This window comes from Allobosea sp. BE125 (genome assembly GCF_031456075.1).
Lineage (GTDB): Bacteria > Pseudomonadota > Alphaproteobacteria > Rhizobiales > Beijerinckiaceae > Allobosea.
The window spans coordinates 79,069-95,002 of the sequence record NZ_JAVDTY010000003.1 but is presented as its reverse complement, the minus strand read 5'-3'; the positions used below and the strand labels follow the sequence as shown (position 1 = coordinate 95,002).

Below are 15,934 nucleotides of genomic sequence, written 5' to 3'. Positions count from 1 at the left end.
CTCGCTTGGGAGCCCAGCAGGCGAACGGGGCCGGCCACAGGAGAGCACGGAATGAGCATGGCCAAGTTCTTGACCACGACGAAGTTCTTGACCACCGCAAAATTCTTGACCACGGCCGCCTTTGCGCTGCTGCCCTTCGCCGCGCAGGCGGAGCGGGGGGCGGACGGGGATCTGAAGATCTTCTACTGGCAGGCCGCGTCGACGCTGAACCCTTATCTGTCGGGGATCGGCAAGGAGGTCGATGCCGCGGCCCTGGTGGTCGAGCCTCTCGCGCGGTTCGATCCGCAGGGCACGCTGGTGCCGCTGCTGGCGGCTGAGATCCCGACAAAGGAGAATGGCGGTATCTCGGCGGAGATGACGACGATCACCTGGAAGCTGCGCCCCGGCGTCAAATGGTCGGATGGCAGCGCCTTCACCGCGAAGGACGTGGTCTTCACCTGGACATACTGCACCGCCACCGGGGCGGGCTGCGCGGCCTCGAACGCCTTCGACGGGATCAAGGACGTAATCGCCAAGGATGAGTTGACCATCGAGATCCGGTTCGCGCAGCCGACGCCCTATCCCTATGTGCCCTTCGTCAGCTCGACCACGCCGATCCTGCAGGAAGCGCAGTTCAAGGAGTGCATGGGCGCCAAGATCGCCTCCTGCACCGCGCAGAATTTCGCGCCGATCGGCACCGGCCCCTACAGGGTCAAGGACTTCAAGCCGAACGACGTCGTCGTCTACGCGATGAATCCGGCCTACCGCGAAGCCGACAAGCCGCATTTCTCGGGCGTGACGATCAAGGGTGGCGGCGACGCGATGTCGGCCGCGCGGGCGGTCTTCGAGACCGGCGAAACCGATTACGCCTGGAACCTGCAGCTGGCGCCCGACGTCCTGGCGAAACTGACCTCGGCGGGCAAGGCGCGGCCGGTGACGGCCTTCGGCTCGATGGTCGAATACCTGTTCCTGAATCTGACCGATCCCGGATCGGATCTGGGTGACAAGCGCTCGACTGTTGCAGGCGGCCCGAACAAGATTCTGAGCGACATCCGCGTGCGCAAGGCGCTGTCCCTTGCCATCGACCGGGCCGAGATCGCGGAGGTTCTCTATGGCGATCAGGGCAAACCGAGCTGCAATGTCGTGCCGGCGCCCGCACAATATGTCTCGAAGGCCAATGACGGCTGCCTGACGCCGAATGCCGCGGCGGCCAAGGCCTTGCTGGACGAGGCGGGATGGAAGCCCGGCCCTGACGGCATCCGCGAAAAGGGCGGGCAGAAGCTGAAGCTGTCCTTCCTGACCTCGACCAGCGGGGTGCGGCAAGACACCCAGGCCATGTTGAAGGAATACTGGAAGGGGCTCGGCGTCAGCGTCGACCTTCGCAATGTCAGCGGCTCGGTCTTTTTCGGCGGCGATGCCGGCAACCCGGACACGCGGCAGAAGTTCTACGCCGACATCGAGATGTACACCGACAATTCGAAGGGCCTCGACCAGGAATCCTATCTGAACAAGTGGGTCTGCGCGGCGATCCCGTCTCCGGTCACGCAATGGCAGGGCAGCAACATGCCGCGCTACTGCTCGCAGGATTACGATGCCGTGTCGCAGGCGCTGCGGAAGACGGATGGGATTACTGCCCGAGCCGAGCTCGCGCGCAAGATGAACGACATGCTGGTGCAGTCCTACACGGTGATCCCGCTCGTGCATCGCGGCAATATCTCGGGCGCGGCCAAGTCGCTCAACGGGGTTTCCATGAACCCCTGGGACAGCGAATTGTGGGACGTGGCCGGCTGGTCGCGCGCCAGGTGAGGGGGGCGCCCGCCGTCCTGGGTCTTCTGGGGGATGTCCGACCGGATGTCCGGATGTTGCCGGGTGAACGCCGCAATGGCCGGGGCGTTTTTGAGCGAAGTGGGTACCGCTTTGCGTAAAGAAAGCGCTTTAAAACAATGAGATGGAGCTGTTTAACGATCCAATTTGATCGGAAGCGGCTCTAGCGCCCCGTGTTCATGGCGCAAGAACGCCTCGGCGGCATCGGAAGTGAATGCCTCAACAACCGGCAGATGTGCTTGGTCCGCAGCGAACAGGGCAGGGTCTGTGTTTGCTATCAATTGTGTATTCCCCTGCGTAAGCGTAACCTGAATCAAGCAGCTTTCATCCGACGTGATGGAAGCGTGCTTGATATCTTCCAATTGAGGAGGATGCCATGGGACGCAAGTTCATCGACTGCCGCGAATTCCCGAGCGAGATGAAGTGCTCGGTCGCGATTACCGCCGATACCGAGGGCGAACTCCTGGAGGTGGCTGTGCAGCATGCCGTCGCCGTGCACGGGCATCAGGATACGCCCGAGCTACGGGACCAGATCAAAGGCGCCATCAAGGACGGCACGCCGTCTGAAGAGGCACCGGGTCGCGCCGCCTGATCGGCAAGTCCTGATCAGCAAGTCCTGATCAGCAAGTACCGTCATCGGCGAGCTCCGTCGCCTCGTCTCATCCTGCCTGCTGCTCCGTGGTGGTCGGGAGCAGGGCTGCGGTGATGATGATCTCGATCAGGTCGCCTTCGGGCATCACCGACTGCACGAAGGAGCGCACGGGCCCGTAACCGGCCGGCATCCAGCTCGACCAGGCTTCGTCGAAGGCGGGCTTGTTGTCGTGATCGGTCACCACGATCTCCGCCTTGACGATGCGCGTGCGGTCGAGTCCCGCATCCCTGAGATAGACCTCGATGACGCCCAGCGCGCCCAGCGTTTGCGCCCGGATATCCTGCGTGCGGTCAGGTGAAGTCGCGACCGCCCAGAGCAAGCCGCCTCCGCCCGGCAGATGGTAGATCGCCACGGCCGATTTGGTGGGAAGCGTCTTGTTGGGGATGCGGGTGATGTCTGTCGCGCTCATGATTTCCATGCCGGGCAGCTGCTGTCGAAGGGCTCATGCGAGATGGAGCCGGGCTCGCGCTCAGGTCAGGTAGCGCTTGAACCAGCCTATCGTCCGGTCCCAGGCCAACTTGGCGTTCGCCTCGTCATAGCGCGGGGTCGAGTCGTTGTGGAAGCCGTGATTGGCGCCAGGATAGATGTAGGCTTCATAGGTCTTGCCGCCCGCTTTCAGTGCCGTTTCATAGGCTGGCCAGCCCGCATTGATGCCGGTGTCGAGCTCACCATAATGGATCAGGAGAGGCGCCTTGATGCGTGCCACATCCTCGGCGCGGGGCTGGCGACCATAGAACGGCACAGCGGCGCCAAGCTCCGGATAAGCGACGGCGGCGGCATTGGCCACGCCACCACCATAGCAAAAGCCCGTGATGCCGACCTTACCGGTGGTTTGATCGCTCTTCATCAGGAATTCGATGGCTGCGAAGAAGTCGTTCATCAGCTTCTCGGGATTGACCTGCTGCTGCAGCTGGCGGCCCTTGTCGTCATTGCCGGGATAGCCGCCGACGGAGCTCAGCCCGTCCGGAGCAAGGGCAATGAAGCCGGCCTTTGCGACCCGGCGGGCGACATCCTCGATATAAGGGTTCAAGCCACGGTTCTCGTGCACGACCACCACCGCGGGGACGCGGCTGGTGGCTTTCGTCGGGGCCACCCAGTACCCTCGCACATCGCCATGGCCCTTCGGAGAGGGATAGGTGATATAGCTGGCGACGATATCGGGGTCGGTGAACGAGATTTGTTGCGCAAGCGCGTAGTCGGGGCTCATCGTGGCCAGAATTGAGGCGGCCGTCATGCTGCCCAGGGCGAATTTGCCGGCGCGATCCAAGAATTCGCGCTTGGTAATTTTTCCGTGAGCATAAAAATCGTAGAGTTCAAGCAGCTCTTGCGGAAAATCCTTGGCGGTCAGGCGCTGCACGGCACTTCCCCCTTTTTTGTCTATGGCATCAAGAGACCGATCCTAACCCCCACGCCAATCTTGTCTTCAACATTCCGTTGCCGCAGCTGAAGGATCGCCAGTCCATCCAGCCGCAATCGGTCGCCGTCACGCGGCGCTGCCGCCATGGCGGGTGGAGGCGAGAAAGGCCTGGAGGCGGGAATGCGCGGATGTGCCGGTGAGCTCGGCCGGCTTGCCGCGCTCGAGCACCGCGCCGCCTTCCATGAACCAGATCTCGTCGGCGACCTCGCGGGCAAAACCCATCTCATGGGTGACGCAGATCATGGTCATGCCGCTGGCGGCGAGCTGCTTCATGGCGGCGAGGACTTCGCCGACCATTTCCGGATCGAGCGCCGAGGTCGGCTCGTCGAACAGCATGACCTGCGGATCCATGGCGAGCGAGCGGGCGATGGCGACGCGCTGGCGCTGGCCGCCAGACAGCCGGCCCGGCATCTCATCGGCCTTCTCGGCCAGTCCGACGCGCGCGAGCTCGGCCAGGCCCCGCTCACGGGCTTCCGCCTTGTTCATCCCGCGCAATTTGGTCAGGCCTAGCGTGATGTTGCCGATCGCGGAGAGATGCGGGAACAGGTTGTAGGCCTGGAAGACGAAGCCAACGCGCTGGCGCAAGCGATTGATGTCGACGCCGCGGGAACCGACGTCGGTACCGTCGACCAGGACGCGGCCGCCCTGGATCGTCTCCAGCCGCGTCACCGTGCGGATCAGGGTCGATTTGCCGGAGCCGGAGGGGCCGACCAGCACCTTGACCTCGCCGCGGCCGACCTCGCCGGAGACGCCGGCGAGCGCCTGCATCGGCCCGAACCATTTATCGACATTCTCGAACCGGATCATGGGTTGCCTCATGCCGCGACGATGACGCCGGGCGCCCCGCCGCGCCCTGACGAGGTGCGCCGCTCGATGAAGCGGGCGAGCGAGGTCAAGGCGAAGCACAGCACGAAATAGGTCAGGGCCAGGATGCCATAGACCTCGAAGGGCTGGGTCAGCAGCACATTGTTCACCTGGCTCGCCGCGAAGGTCACCTCATGGGCGCTGATGACGTAGCCGAGCGAGGTTTCCTTGATGGTCGAGACGAACTGGCTGACCATGCTCGGCAGCATGTTGTGCAGCGCCTGCGGCAGCACGACCTTGAAGGTGGTCGGCCAATAGCGCAGGCCGAGCGATTTGGCGGCCTCGACCTGGCCTGCCGGCAAACCTTCGATGCCGGCGCGGATGATCTCGGAGAGATAAGCCGCTTCATAGACCACCAGCGCGATGACGAGCGTCTCGACCCCGCCGACCGCGCGCCCGATCACCAGCGGCGAGACGAAATAGGTCCAGAAGATGAACATGATCAGCGGCAGGCCGCGCACCGTATGCACGATCGCGGTGGCCGGCAGGCGCAGCCAGCGATAGGGGCTGAGCCGGGCCAGCGCCAGCGCGATGGCGAAGGGAAAGCACAGGGCAAGCGCGGTTGCCGCCATGAACAGCGTCATGGTTAGGCCGCCGATCGGCCCATGCGGGTATTGGCCGACGAGGAAGAGCAGCCAGTTGTTCTCGAGGATCTCCAGCATCAGCGCGTCTCGAGCTTGAGGCGGCGGTCCGAATAGGAACCCAGCGCCATGATGCCGAAGGAGATCAGGAGATAGATCACTGTGGCGACCGCGAAGGCCTCGAAGGTCTTGAAGGTGTAGCTCTCGACCTCACGCGTGCGGTAGGTCAGTTCGCCCACGCCGATCGCCATGGCGAGGCTGGTGTTCTTGAACAGCAGCAGGGTCTGGTTGATCAGGGGCGGGATCGCGATCCTCATCGCCTGGGGCAGCACGACATAGCCCATGGCGCCGAGATAGCCGAAGCCGATCGAGCGTGCCGCTTCGTATTGCGCCTTGGGGATCGAGCGGATGCCGCTGCGAATATCCTCGGCGATATAGGCAGCCGAGGCGAGCCCGAGCGCGATCGCCGCCAGCAGGAACTCGCCGTGATGGGCGTTGATCCATTGCCGGGCCGGCCGCGGCAGCAGCGAGGGGACGCCGAAATACCAGATCAGGATCTGCACAAGCAGCGGCACGTTGCGGTGATATTCGACATAGAGCGCAACGAACCAGCCGAGCGGCGGCAGCGGGATCATCCTGATCAGGGTCAGGATGATCCCCATCACCATGGCAAGGCACCAGGCGACGCAGGTCAGGGCGAGCGTGGTCGCGACGCCGATCACGAACCAGTCGAGATACTGGCCGCTGAGCACGCCACGCAGGTCGAAGACATATCCCATCGTGCACCGCCCCCTGGCAGTTAGGCCTTAGAGCCTGTTTTGGAAATTCGTGCCCGATTCTTCGAGGCGCGGGCTTACGCCCGCTCCTCGGTATGAGGGCTCAGGGAGTTTCCAAACAGTCTCTCAGGCCCTCAGCCCTTGATCTCTTCGATCGGGAAATCGCGCTTGATGTCGAAGGCGGTGCCGGCGCCCAGCCATTTCGAGAAGACCGCGTCGATCTCGCCGGAGCTGGCGAGCTTCGTCAGGACGCCGTTGACCTGGTCCTTGAAGGCGGTTTCGCCGCGACGCAGGCCCAGACCCCAGGGCTCGACGAAGAGCGACTTCTCGATCACCACCATCGGCGTCTTGGCCTGGCTCTGCTGGCGCAGCTTCACCAGGATCAATTCGGAGGCGCAGAAGGCGTCGACCTTGTCCTGGACCAAAGCGAGATAGGCCGAGGAGGTGTCCTGGAAGGTGACCGTCTCCGCCGTCGGGATCAGGCGGCGCACGCCCTGCTCGGAGGAGGAGCCCTTGAGCGCCGTGACCTTCTTGCCGGCAAGCTTGTCGAGCGTGGTGATGCCCGATTCCTTGGTGACCATCAGCTTCTGCTGGCTGACGAAATAGGAATAGGAGAAGTCGATCTGCTGGGCGCGCTCGGGCGTGTAGCCGAGATTGGCTGCGAGAATGTCGACGCGCCCCTGCGTCAGCTCGGGAATGCGGGCCTCCACCGCGATCGGCTTCAATTCGAGCGTCACGCCGAGCGAATCCGCGACCTTCTGGCAGATATCGACGTCGTAGCCGACGATCTGGCGGGTCTGCGGGTGCTGGAACGAGAAGGGCTCGGCCGTGCCGAGCGTGCCGCAGATCAGCTTTCCGCGCGCCTTGATATCGGCGAGCTGGTCGGCCTTGGCCGCAGTCGTGGCGGTGCCGGCGAGAAGGGCGGCAAGGCCCAGGATCGAAATCAGCTTCATGGTCTAGTCCCCGTTTTTATGATCGTTGCAATGCGTCGCTGGCGCGCTTCATCCGCGCGCAGGCCTCCTCGATCGCGTCGAGAGATGTCGCGATCGACAGGCGCAGATAGGGCGAAAGCCCATAGGCCGAACCGTCGAGCATGGCGACGCCGGCCTCCTCCAGGAAATAGAGCGCGACATCGAGATCGCTCTTCAGTTCCTGGCCCTCAGCCGTCCTCCTGCCGATCAGCCCGGCGCAGGACGGGTAGACATAGAAGGCGCCGTCGGGCGTCAGGCAGGTGATGCCGTCGATCGCGTTGAGCAGCGCGACCGCCCGGTCGCGCCGGGCCCGATAGGCGAGGCGGGCTTCACCGACAAAGCTTTGGTCGCCTTCGAGCGCCGCTGCGGCCGCGGCCATGCTCGGGGCCGCTGCCGCCGAGGTGGTCTGCGACTGGATGACGTTCATCGCCGTCACCAGCGGTTTCGGGCCGGCGCCGTAGCCGATGCGGAAGCCGGTCATGGCGTAGGTCTTCGACACCCCGTTGACCAGGAGCGTGCGCTCGCGCAGCCCGGGCGCAATCGCCACGGGGCAGACCGGCTCGCCGCCATCGAAGCGGATATGCTCGTAGATGTCGTCGGTCATCAGCGCCACATGCGGATGGCGCAGCAGCACCTCGGTCAGCGCCGTCATCTCGGCGGTGGAGTAGAAGGCGCCTGTCGGGTTCGAGGGTGTGTTCAGCAGGAGCCAGCGCGTCTTCGGCGTGATCGCGGCTTCAAGCGCCTCCGGCGTCAGCTTGAAGCCGGAGTTTTCCCCGCAGGCCACGATCATCGGCGTGCCGTCGCAGGCGAGCACCATGTCGGGATAGGACACCCAATAGGGCGCGGGCACGATGACCTCGTCGCCTTCGCCCAATGTCGCCGCAAGCGCGTTGAAGATGATCTGCTTGGCGCCGCTGCCGACGACGATCTGGTCGAGGGGGTAGCTGACGCCGTTCTCGCGCTCGAACTTCGCGGCGATCGCCTTGCGCAGTCGCAGCGTGCCGTTGACCGGGGAATAGCGGGTCTCCCCGGCCGCCATGGCGGCGGTCGCCGCCTGCTGGATGTGCAGCGGCGTGTCGAAATCGGGCTCGCCGGTGGTGAGGTCGATGATGTCGCGGCCCTGCGCCCGCAACTCCTGGGCGCGCATGCGCGCGACCATGCTGGGAGAGGGCTTGATGCGCTGGACGCGTGCCGAGAGCGGGATGGCGGAGACGGTCATGACGCGGCCTTTTCGACGATCCCGGTATAGGGCTTGTCGAGGCGGCCCTCGGCGATGTCGGCGAGCGCGCCGGCTTCGCGCGCCTCCTGCTGGCGCACCAGCGCCAGCAATTCCTCGGCATCAGTGCGGTCGAAGGTCACGATGCCGTCCGCATCGCCGACCACCACATCGCCCGGCATCACCACCATGCCGTCGATCGCGACCGGAACGTTGATCTCGCCCGGCCCCGTCTTGTAGGGGCCGCGATGGGTGACGCTGCGCGCATAGCAGGGGAACCCGGCCTCGACGAAGGCCGCGACATCGCGGATCGCCCCGTCGATGACGAAGCCGGCGACGCCCATCGCCTTGGCGCGGCTCATCATGATCTCGCCGACCAGCGCCTGGATCTCGTCGCCGCCGCCATCGACGACCAGCACATCGCCGGGGCGCAGCAATTCATAGGCCTTGTGCAGGGTCTGGTTGTCGCCGGGCCGCGTCTTCACCGTCACCGCGGTGCCAACCAGATGGCCGGAGCGATGATAGGGCTTGAGGCTCTTCGTGCCGTGCAGCCGGTTCATATTGTCCGAAATGACCGCGACGGCAGCGCCGCGAAAGGCATCGAGAATGGCGGCCGGAACGGCAGGCGCGCTCGGGTTGGTGCGGTGGCCGATCAGCGGCATGGTTTTGAACCTGCGTCAGACAAATGGTTTCGACGACAACCAATATGTGACGTCGCAATGATGACAGAAAGCGAATATTATTCGCGGGAGCGATCGCTTTTCTTCATTTCAGAGGAGGGCGTTCGCGCGCGATTGCGAGGTCTCTCCGATGCCAGCCAGCCTGAAGCAGCTCGAGGCTTTCTATTGGACTGCGACGCTGGGCGGCTTCACCGAAGCGGCGCAGCGCCTCAACCTGGCCCAGTCCACGATCTCGAAACGGATCCTGGAGCTCGAAGCCGTCACAAGCGGGCCGCTGTTCGACCGTGCGAGCCATGCCTTGCGCTTGACCCGGGCCGGCGAGGCGAGCCTGCCGATCGCGGCGCAGATGCTGGCGCTGGAGCTGCGCTTCCGCGAGGCGGCCAGCGGCCCGGCGAGCTTCTCGGGCCCCTTCCGCTTCGGCGCCACCGAGCTCGTCGCGCTGACCTGGCTGCCGAAGCTCGTCGTCGCGATGAAGCGCGACTATCCGAACCTCGTCCCGGTGCCGGAGGTGGCGGCGAGCATCGACCTGTTCGGCAAATTGACCACGAATGAGCTCGACCTGGTGATCGGGCTCGATCCGCCGCAGACGCCCGATCTGACGGCAGTGCCGCTGCAGGCTGTCCAGCTCGAATGGGTCTCGGCGCCGGGCTTCGGTCCGGCCGAGGACTGCATCCCGCTCGGCGAGATGGCGAAATATCCGATCCTGAGCCAGACGCAGGGCTCAGGCCTGCAGCGGCTGGTACTCGACTGGGCGCTGGCGAACGGCCTGCAGATCAACCGTGTCGTCCAGTGCAACAGCCTGAACGTGCTCGCCGGGCTCGCGGCCTCGGGGCTGGGCGTTACCTTCCTGACCGCGAGCTATTTCGCGCCCGAGATCAGGAGCGGTCTCCTGCGCGTGATCAGGACGGAGCCCGCAATTCCCCCGATCCGCTATTTCGCGGTGCACCGCGCCCGGGATCTGTCGCCGCTCGCGGCCCGCGTGGCTGCCATCGCGCAGGAGTGCTGCGATTTCGCGGCGCGCAGCCTGCCGGAGCGAGAAAGCGCCGCAGCGGCCTGAGCTTGGCCGGGGCGGGCGGTCCTGAACCGGCCCGCTCCGGCAGATCCATTGGAGCGGGATGCGAAAAACCGGCTCCCACTTCTTTGCATCCCGCTCTGGGCGATCGCCACGCTTTTCACGACCACGGACGGGACGCTGAGCTGTTGTCTGACATCCGCCAACCGTTCCATAGTCAGCTTGGGAGGCTGCACGAGACGCACGCCGCGCCGTCTTGCCGAGGCGACAGCACGACCTACGACCGAATGGGTAAGGTCGATAGAAAAAAATAAGCAGGGCGCTGCGGCACTATGAATAAAGGGTGGCGCTATTCATCGAACAAAAATGCTATCTAGGACGGGGGTGAAATGAATAATAAAAACCTATACTGCCTAAAAATTGCTACGATATGTTTGATTTTAACTGTAGTATCTTGTGAGATTGCGAGCGCAGATAGCCTCATTCGGATCGAATCGCCAGAGCTAGAAAAGATCATAACGGGTAATTCTTTGGTGCGCCGACGAGGTGATTTAAATCGCCCAATAATGGAGAATTTCTTTCAAGATAAAAAATGGTTCCAGAGTGGATTGAAATTAGATCTGTTTGGGCATTGGGATATCAGTGAAAATACGGTATGCATATATTTATTTAATACCGTTAGCTGTCGATTTTTATTCAAAGATGAAGCCGGTAGGTTGTTTTTTTCTAGTTCATCAAGGGGTGATAACGGTATGGCTTTCGATCTCATAGTTAGATGATTGAATAATGACGCAATTTTGAGAATTTAAATGGCCTGGCCGGATGTTCCGAAGAAAATCGAGTTTTTTACCGGTAGTAGATTATCTGCGAACGGCAATTCTATTTCTCGGCGCGCAGCCTGCCGGAGCGGGGAAGTGCTTCGGCGGCCTGAGCTTGGCCAAGGCGGGCGGTTCTGAACCGGCCCGCCCCGTTAAACCCATCAGGCGACCGCGCGCGCATCCTCGGGGGCCACGCGCGGCAGGTCCGTGAAGCGCGCCACGACATCCTCATAAGCGCGGTAGATATCGGCCGCGCCTTGCCCGCCCTCAGCAGGCGGGCTCTTGATGACGTGGAAGATCTGGTGCTTGACGAAATAGCGCCAGGTCACCGGCACCTGCGCGAGGATGCGCGTGAGCGCTGCATAGCGCCCGCGCGTCCAGATCGTCTCAAAAGCGATGCGGCCCGGGCCATAGCCGAACTCCGCGCTGTCGGCCTCTCCAGCCATTTGCGCGCGGAGCGTGACGGTGGCGTCGTCATCGAGCGCGAAGTCGGGGCCGATGACGACGCCATAGTCGAGGCGCGCCCGCTCCTGCGAGACAAGACCGCGCTTCACATCGGTCAGGACGTCAGCCACCGGGCGTTCCAGCGGCGAGCCGTAGCCGCCGGCGCCTGGTCCCTGGATCAGGATGATGTCGCCTGGATCGCAGGGGACGATGTCCTGCGAGCCGAGATCGACCGCCTTCGATGTGCCGGGGTTCTTGATGAAGCGCGAGACGGCGCCTGAACGCCCGCCGACCAGCCCCCAGGCCGAGAAAACCGAGCGGTCGCGGTTGCGCGCGGTCACCAGAGATTGCGGCGCGTCGAGCTGGAACTCCATTTCCAGCCCGGTGCCGCCACGGCGACGGCCGGGGCCGCCGGAATCCGGCACCAGCCCGTAGCGGCGGATCTTGATCGGGATTTCCGCCTCGCTGATCTCGACGGGCGTGTTCTTCAGGAAGGAGAGGTTGGCACCGCTGCCTTCGGCCCCGTCCCCGAAGGCGCTGCCGCCGGCGCCGCCACCGACCGGGCCGATCGAGGCCATGATCGGCTGGCCGGATTTGGTGCTGGTCTTGACGTTCATGATGCTGACGGCGCTGCCCGGCGAGGCCGGCAGCCGCTCCGGCACGGCGCGGCAGAAGGCGCCGATGGTGACCGTCTGCGCCAGGTTGCAGAGCAGGCTGCGCATGCCCACAGCCGCCGGCTTGACCGCGTTCACCACCGTGCCCTCGGGCAGGACGGCCCGTGTCGGGCGCATCAGCCCGGCATTCAGCATCATCGTCGGGTCCAGGCAGTAGAGCGCATAGACCGTACCGACCGTCACCAGCGAATGGCGCTCCTTGCCGCCTGTGGGCATGTTGAGCGAGGAGGCGAGCTGGGGATCGCTGCCGGTGAAATCGACCGTCAGCGTATCGCCATGGACCTTGAGCGTCACTGCGACGCGCACGGGATAGCCGCCCGTCTGGTCCTCGTCGGCATAGTCGGCGAAGAAATACTCGCCATCGGGAATCTGCGCGATCACGGCGCGCGCCTGGCTCTCGGCATAGTCGAGCAACTGCTCGAGCCCGGCGATGAATTCCTCCTTGCCGAAGCGGTCGAGGATCTCGTGGATCTTGCGTTCGCCGACATTGATGCAGGCGATCTGGGCGTTGAGATCGCCCCAGTTCTGCTCGGGCAGGCGCACGTTGTGGGCGATGATGGCGAGCAGATCCTGGTTCAGCACGCCGGCGCGCATCAGGCGCATCGGCGGAATCCGCAGGCCCTCCTGCTGGATCTCGGTCAGGGTGCGCGAGAGCGTCGCCGGGACGGCGCCGCCGACATCGGTGTTGTGGATGTGGTTGCCGACAAAAGCGACGATCTCGCCGTCGCGGAACACCGGCTTCCACATGTGCAGGTCGGGCGTATGCGTCGCGACATTGCCGGAATAGGGGTCGCTGGTGACGTAGATATCGCCCTCTTCATAGTCGAAGAGCGAGATCACGCCGCCATAGTCCAGGCCGGTGTACCAGGTCGCCCCAAAAGTCTTGGGCGAGGCGACGGTCAGCCCGTCCCGGGTCAGGACCTGGCAGGAAAAATCCTCCGTCTCCTTGACGAAGGTCGAATAGGCGGTGCGCATCAGCGTCCAACCCATGCTCTCGGCGGCAGCCGCGCAGTAATTGGCGAGAACCTGCAGCGTGGTGTTGTCGAGCTTCACGGTGCGATCTCCGAAACGATGCGAAGGTTGGCGTATTCATCGACGCGCACGGTCAGGCCGGGCGGCACGATCGTGGTGCAGTCGTCCTGGGTTATGACGGCTGGACCGGCGAAGCGCTGGCCGGGCTTGAGGTCGTTGCGGCTGAACACCGCGATCGAGCGATAGGCGCCGTCGAGCCAGGCCTCGGCATGGCCGAGCGGCGTCGCCGGTTCGGAGACGGCCTCAACGCGGCGAAACTCCGGTTTGGTGGTCTTGCCGGAGATCACCAGGCGCAGCGAGATCACCTGAACGGCGGCCGTGGGATCGGCATGGCCGTAGACGCGCTCATGCTCGGCATGGAAGGCGGCGGCGAGGGCTTTCGTGTCGCCGGCTGCGACGGCTGCGGGGTCGAGCGGCGTGTCGAGCTCGAAGGACTGGCCGCGATAGCGCATCTCGGCGGAGTAGGTCAGTTGGTGCTCGCCGGAATAGTCCTGGTCGACATGCAGCCAGGCGAGCGCCTTCGCCTTCAGGGTTTCGAATTCGTCGCGGATGGTCGCGCCGGTGGCTGGGGCGAGATCGGCATAGAGCGTCTTGATGAAGTCGCTCTTGATGTCGGCGATCAGGCCGCCCAGCGCCGAGAGCACGCCAGGCGTCGGCGGCACCACCGTCTCGCGCATGTTGAGTTCGCGGGCGAGGAAGCAGGCCATCATCGGGCCGGCTCCGCCGAAGGCGAGGCAGGAGAAATCGCGCGGGTCGATCCCGAAACGCGAGACCAGCGCGCTGACATCCGAATACATCCCGGAGACGGCGATGCGGATGATCGCCTCCGCCGTCTCCTCGATGCTGCGGCCGAGCTTTTCGGCGAGCGCGCCGACGACCGCGCGGGCCTTGTCGCGGTCGATCGTCACGGCGGAATAGCCGATCTCCGAAAGGCCGACGAGGCCGAGCGCGGCAAAGGCGTCGGTGATCGTGGCGCGCGTGCCGCCGCGGCCATAGCAGGCCGGACCCGGCCGCGAGCCGGCGCTTTCGGGCCCGACCTTGAGCACGCCTTGCGCATCGACCCAGGCGATCGAGCCGCCGCCTTCGCCGATCGAGCTCACCGAAACGGACGGGATGTGGATCTGGAACTCACCGATCTGCTCGCCGACGCCATATTGCGGCTGGCCGTCGATGATGATCGCGACATCCGCCGAGGTGCCGCCGATGTCGAGGCTCATGCAGTGCTTGATGCCGCAGACCTCCGCGACATAAGCCGCGCCGATCACGCCCGAGGCCGTGCCGGACAGGATCATCTGCACGCACTGGCTCTTGCCTTGCTCGGCGGTCATCACGCCGCCATTCGACTTGGTCAGGCGTGGATTGACCGTGACGCCGGCGTTCTTCAACGCCGCCTGCAGCGAGCCGAGATAATGCGCAACGCGCGGCTGCACATAGGCGCCGATCGCCGCCGTGATGGTGCGCTCATATTCGCGGATGATCGGCCAGGTTTCGCTGGAGAGAAACACCGGGATCTCGGGCGCAAGGCGCTCGACAAGCGCCTTGACGGCGCGCTCATGGCCGGCATTGCGGTAGGAGTGCAGCAGCGAGACGACGATGCCCTCCGCGCCTGCCGCCTGGGCGCCGGCCACGGCGCGGGCGACGCTCGCCTCGTCGAGTGCCGTTTCCTCGCTCCCATCAGCCTTCATGCGGCCCACGATGCCGAAGACACGGTCGCGCGGGATCAATGGCTCCGGCCGCTTCGAGAGCAGGTTGTACATGTTCGGGATCTTGAGGCGGGCGACCTCCAGCACGTCCCGGAAATGCTCGGTGGTGAACAGGGCGAGCTTCAGCCCCTTGCGCTGGATCACCGTGTTGATGCCAACGGTCGTGCCATGGGTGAAATAGGTGATGTCGCCGGGCCTGATGCCATAGCGCTCGCCGACGAGCCTGACGCCTTCGAGCACCTCCGCGCCCGGCTCATCGGGCCGCGAGAACACCTTCAGCGTCTTGAGGCTCTGCGTATTCTCGTCGAACAGCGCGAAATCCGTGAACGATCCGCCGATATCGACGCCGACCCGATAACCCATTGAAACCTCCAGAGCCTATCCCCCAGCTTCCGCTGGCAGCGCGCAGGCGAATAGGATTTTTCGCGTGCGCGATGGGATGGCGGGCGTGCGCCAGCCGCATGCCTGCGCGAACGCGGCAGTGCGGTCGGGGCTGGCCGGGAGCGGGCGCGGATGAACCCGCACCGCACGCTCACCTCAGAGGTCGACGAGAACCCAGAGCACCACCGCATTGGTGGGGCCCTTCGAGGTCCAGGTGTGCTCGGTCGTGGCGTCGTAATAGACCGAGTCGCCCTTGTTCAGTTCCAGCGGCTCGTAGAGGCGGCTGTGCACGACCAGCGTGCCTTCCTGCACCATCACGAAGATCTCCGCCTCCGACTTGGCCCAGGCCGGGTATTCGTCGGGGGAACGCGCCGTCACCGTGGTCAGGATCGGGGTGGCGCGCTTGTTCTTCAGGTCGGCGCAGAGCAGCACATTGTTGCAGGTGCCGGTCGTGTGCCGGCTGCCCGCGCCGGCGCGGCTGATGCTGCGTCGGCCGCCGAAGGCGCCAACGCTGTTGTCCTGGTCGGTCAGCAGGGTGACGAGTTCGACGCCGAGCCCCTGCGCGATCCTCTGCATGGTCGAGATCGTCGGCGATAATTCGTTGCGTTCGATCTTCGAGAACGCCGATGCCGAGACGCCGGTCAGCGTGCTGACCTCCTGGAGCGTCAGCCCCCGGCTTTTGCGTAGCTTCAGCAGGTGGGCGCCGATATCGACCGCGGATCTGAGATCATCCCCCGTCCGGGCGGAATCGCGCTCGCCATAATCGGTCGCTTCGCGAACGGCATCGCCCCGTTCAGCCAGCGAGATTTCCGGCATGCTGCTTCTCCCTCAGCGATCCAGTGCAACCAGTGAGAGCACCTCATAGTCGTCAGCTTAGGCCAAGGGAAGCGCGCTGTCTGCCCGCTTTCGA

15 protein-coding genes are annotated in these 15,934 nt (G+C 64.4%); 4 read left to right on the top strand and 11 right to left on the bottom strand.

The window, feature by feature from the left end:
* The first annotated feature begins 57 nt into the window (after window positions 1-57).
* Window positions 58-1,785 carry a peptide ABC transporter substrate-binding protein gene (locus J2Y55_RS09015; protein ID WP_404978879.1) on the top strand — a complete coding sequence of 576 codons (1,728 nt, stop codon included), beginning with the start codon at window positions 58-60 and terminating at the stop codon, window positions 1,783-1,785.
* Between the two features lie 394 nt (window positions 1,786-2,179).
* On the top strand, window positions 2,180-2,395 hold the full coding sequence (locus J2Y55_RS09010; protein ID WP_069691190.1) for a DUF1059 domain-containing protein: 216 nt from the start codon (window positions 2,180-2,182) through the stop codon (window positions 2,393-2,395).
* A gap of 67 nt (window positions 2,396-2,462) precedes the next feature.
* Here the strand turns inward: J2Y55_RS09010 and J2Y55_RS09005 are convergent, their stop codons facing one another.
* The 8 genes from J2Y55_RS09005 to J2Y55_RS08970 form a co-directional block, all read right to left on the bottom strand.
* Window positions 2,463-2,864: a RidA family protein gene (locus tag J2Y55_RS09005; protein WP_310150978.1), complete on the bottom strand. Its 402-nt coding sequence runs from the start codon at window positions 2,862-2,864 to the stop codon at window positions 2,463-2,465.
* Between the two features lie 60 nt (window positions 2,865-2,924).
* Window positions 2,925-3,812, bottom strand: coding sequence for a YghX family hydrolase (gene yghX, locus J2Y55_RS09000; RefSeq protein WP_310150976.1), 888 nt, complete (start codon window positions 3,810-3,812; stop codon window positions 2,925-2,927).
* A gap of 126 nt (window positions 3,813-3,938) precedes the next feature.
* Window positions 3,939-4,679: an amino acid ABC transporter ATP-binding protein gene (locus tag J2Y55_RS08995; protein ID WP_404978863.1), complete on the bottom strand. Its 741-nt coding sequence runs from the start codon at window positions 4,677-4,679 to the stop codon at window positions 3,939-3,941.
* An 8-nt stretch (window positions 4,680-4,687) separates the two neighbouring features.
* Entirely contained in the window at window positions 4,688-5,398 is a 711-nt protein-coding gene (locus tag J2Y55_RS08990) for an amino acid ABC transporter permease (protein ID WP_069691195.1), read from the bottom strand.
* On the bottom strand, window positions 5,398-6,096 hold the full coding sequence (locus J2Y55_RS08985) for an amino acid ABC transporter permease (protein WP_310150966.1): 699 nt from the start codon (window positions 6,094-6,096) through the stop codon (window positions 5,398-5,400). The genes J2Y55_RS08990 and J2Y55_RS08985 overlap by 1 nt, the downstream gene beginning before the upstream one ends.
* 131 nt (window positions 6,097-6,227) lie before the next feature.
* Window positions 6,228-7,046, bottom strand: a complete 819-nt coding sequence (locus J2Y55_RS08980; protein ID WP_310150964.1) for an ABC transporter substrate-binding protein — start codon at window positions 7,044-7,046, stop codon at window positions 6,228-6,230.
* Between the two features lie 16 nt (window positions 7,047-7,062).
* A complete protein-coding gene (locus J2Y55_RS08975) occupies window positions 7,063-8,283 on the bottom strand; it encodes an aspartate transaminase (RefSeq protein ID WP_310150961.1) in 1,221 nt (406 codons plus the stop codon).
* Window positions 8,280-8,942 carry an RraA family protein gene (locus tag J2Y55_RS08970; RefSeq protein WP_310150958.1) on the bottom strand — a complete coding sequence of 221 codons (663 nt, stop codon included), beginning with the start codon at window positions 8,940-8,942 and terminating at the stop codon, window positions 8,280-8,282. Before J2Y55_RS08970 ends, J2Y55_RS08975 begins: the two co-directional genes overlap by 4 nt.
* Window positions 8,943-9,090: 148 nt before the next feature.
* On the opposite strand from J2Y55_RS08970, the gene J2Y55_RS08965 reads away from it, so the two are divergent.
* Together J2Y55_RS08965 and J2Y55_RS08960 are read left to right on the top strand one after the other, a co-directional pair.
* On the top strand, window positions 9,091-10,017 hold the full coding sequence (locus J2Y55_RS08965; protein ID WP_310150954.1) for a LysR family transcriptional regulator: 927 nt from the start codon (window positions 9,091-9,093) through the stop codon (window positions 10,015-10,017).
* Between the two features lie 344 nt (window positions 10,018-10,361).
* Window positions 10,362-10,751, top strand: a complete 390-nt coding sequence (locus J2Y55_RS08960; protein WP_310150951.1) for a hypothetical protein — start codon at window positions 10,362-10,364, stop codon at window positions 10,749-10,751.
* A gap of 200 nt (window positions 10,752-10,951) precedes the next feature.
* Here J2Y55_RS08960 and J2Y55_RS08955 read toward each other — a convergent pair whose 3' ends face one another.
* The 3 genes from J2Y55_RS08955 to J2Y55_RS08945 form a co-directional block, all read right to left on the bottom strand.
* Entirely contained in the window at window positions 10,952-12,961 is a 2,010-nt protein-coding gene (locus tag J2Y55_RS08955; protein WP_310150948.1) for a hydantoinase B/oxoprolinase family protein, read from the bottom strand.
* Window positions 12,958-15,006 carry a hydantoinase/oxoprolinase family protein gene (locus J2Y55_RS08950; protein WP_310150943.1) on the bottom strand — a complete coding sequence of 683 codons (2,049 nt, stop codon included), beginning with the start codon at window positions 15,004-15,006 and terminating at the stop codon, window positions 12,958-12,960. Before J2Y55_RS08950 ends, J2Y55_RS08955 begins: the two co-directional genes overlap by 4 nt.
* Before the next feature lie 174 nt (window positions 15,007-15,180).
* Complete coding sequence (locus tag J2Y55_RS08945) at window positions 15,181-15,840, bottom strand: helix-turn-helix domain-containing protein (protein WP_310150940.1); 660 nt, start codon at window positions 15,838-15,840, stop codon at window positions 15,181-15,183.
* Window positions 15,841-15,934 lie beyond the last annotated feature (94 nt).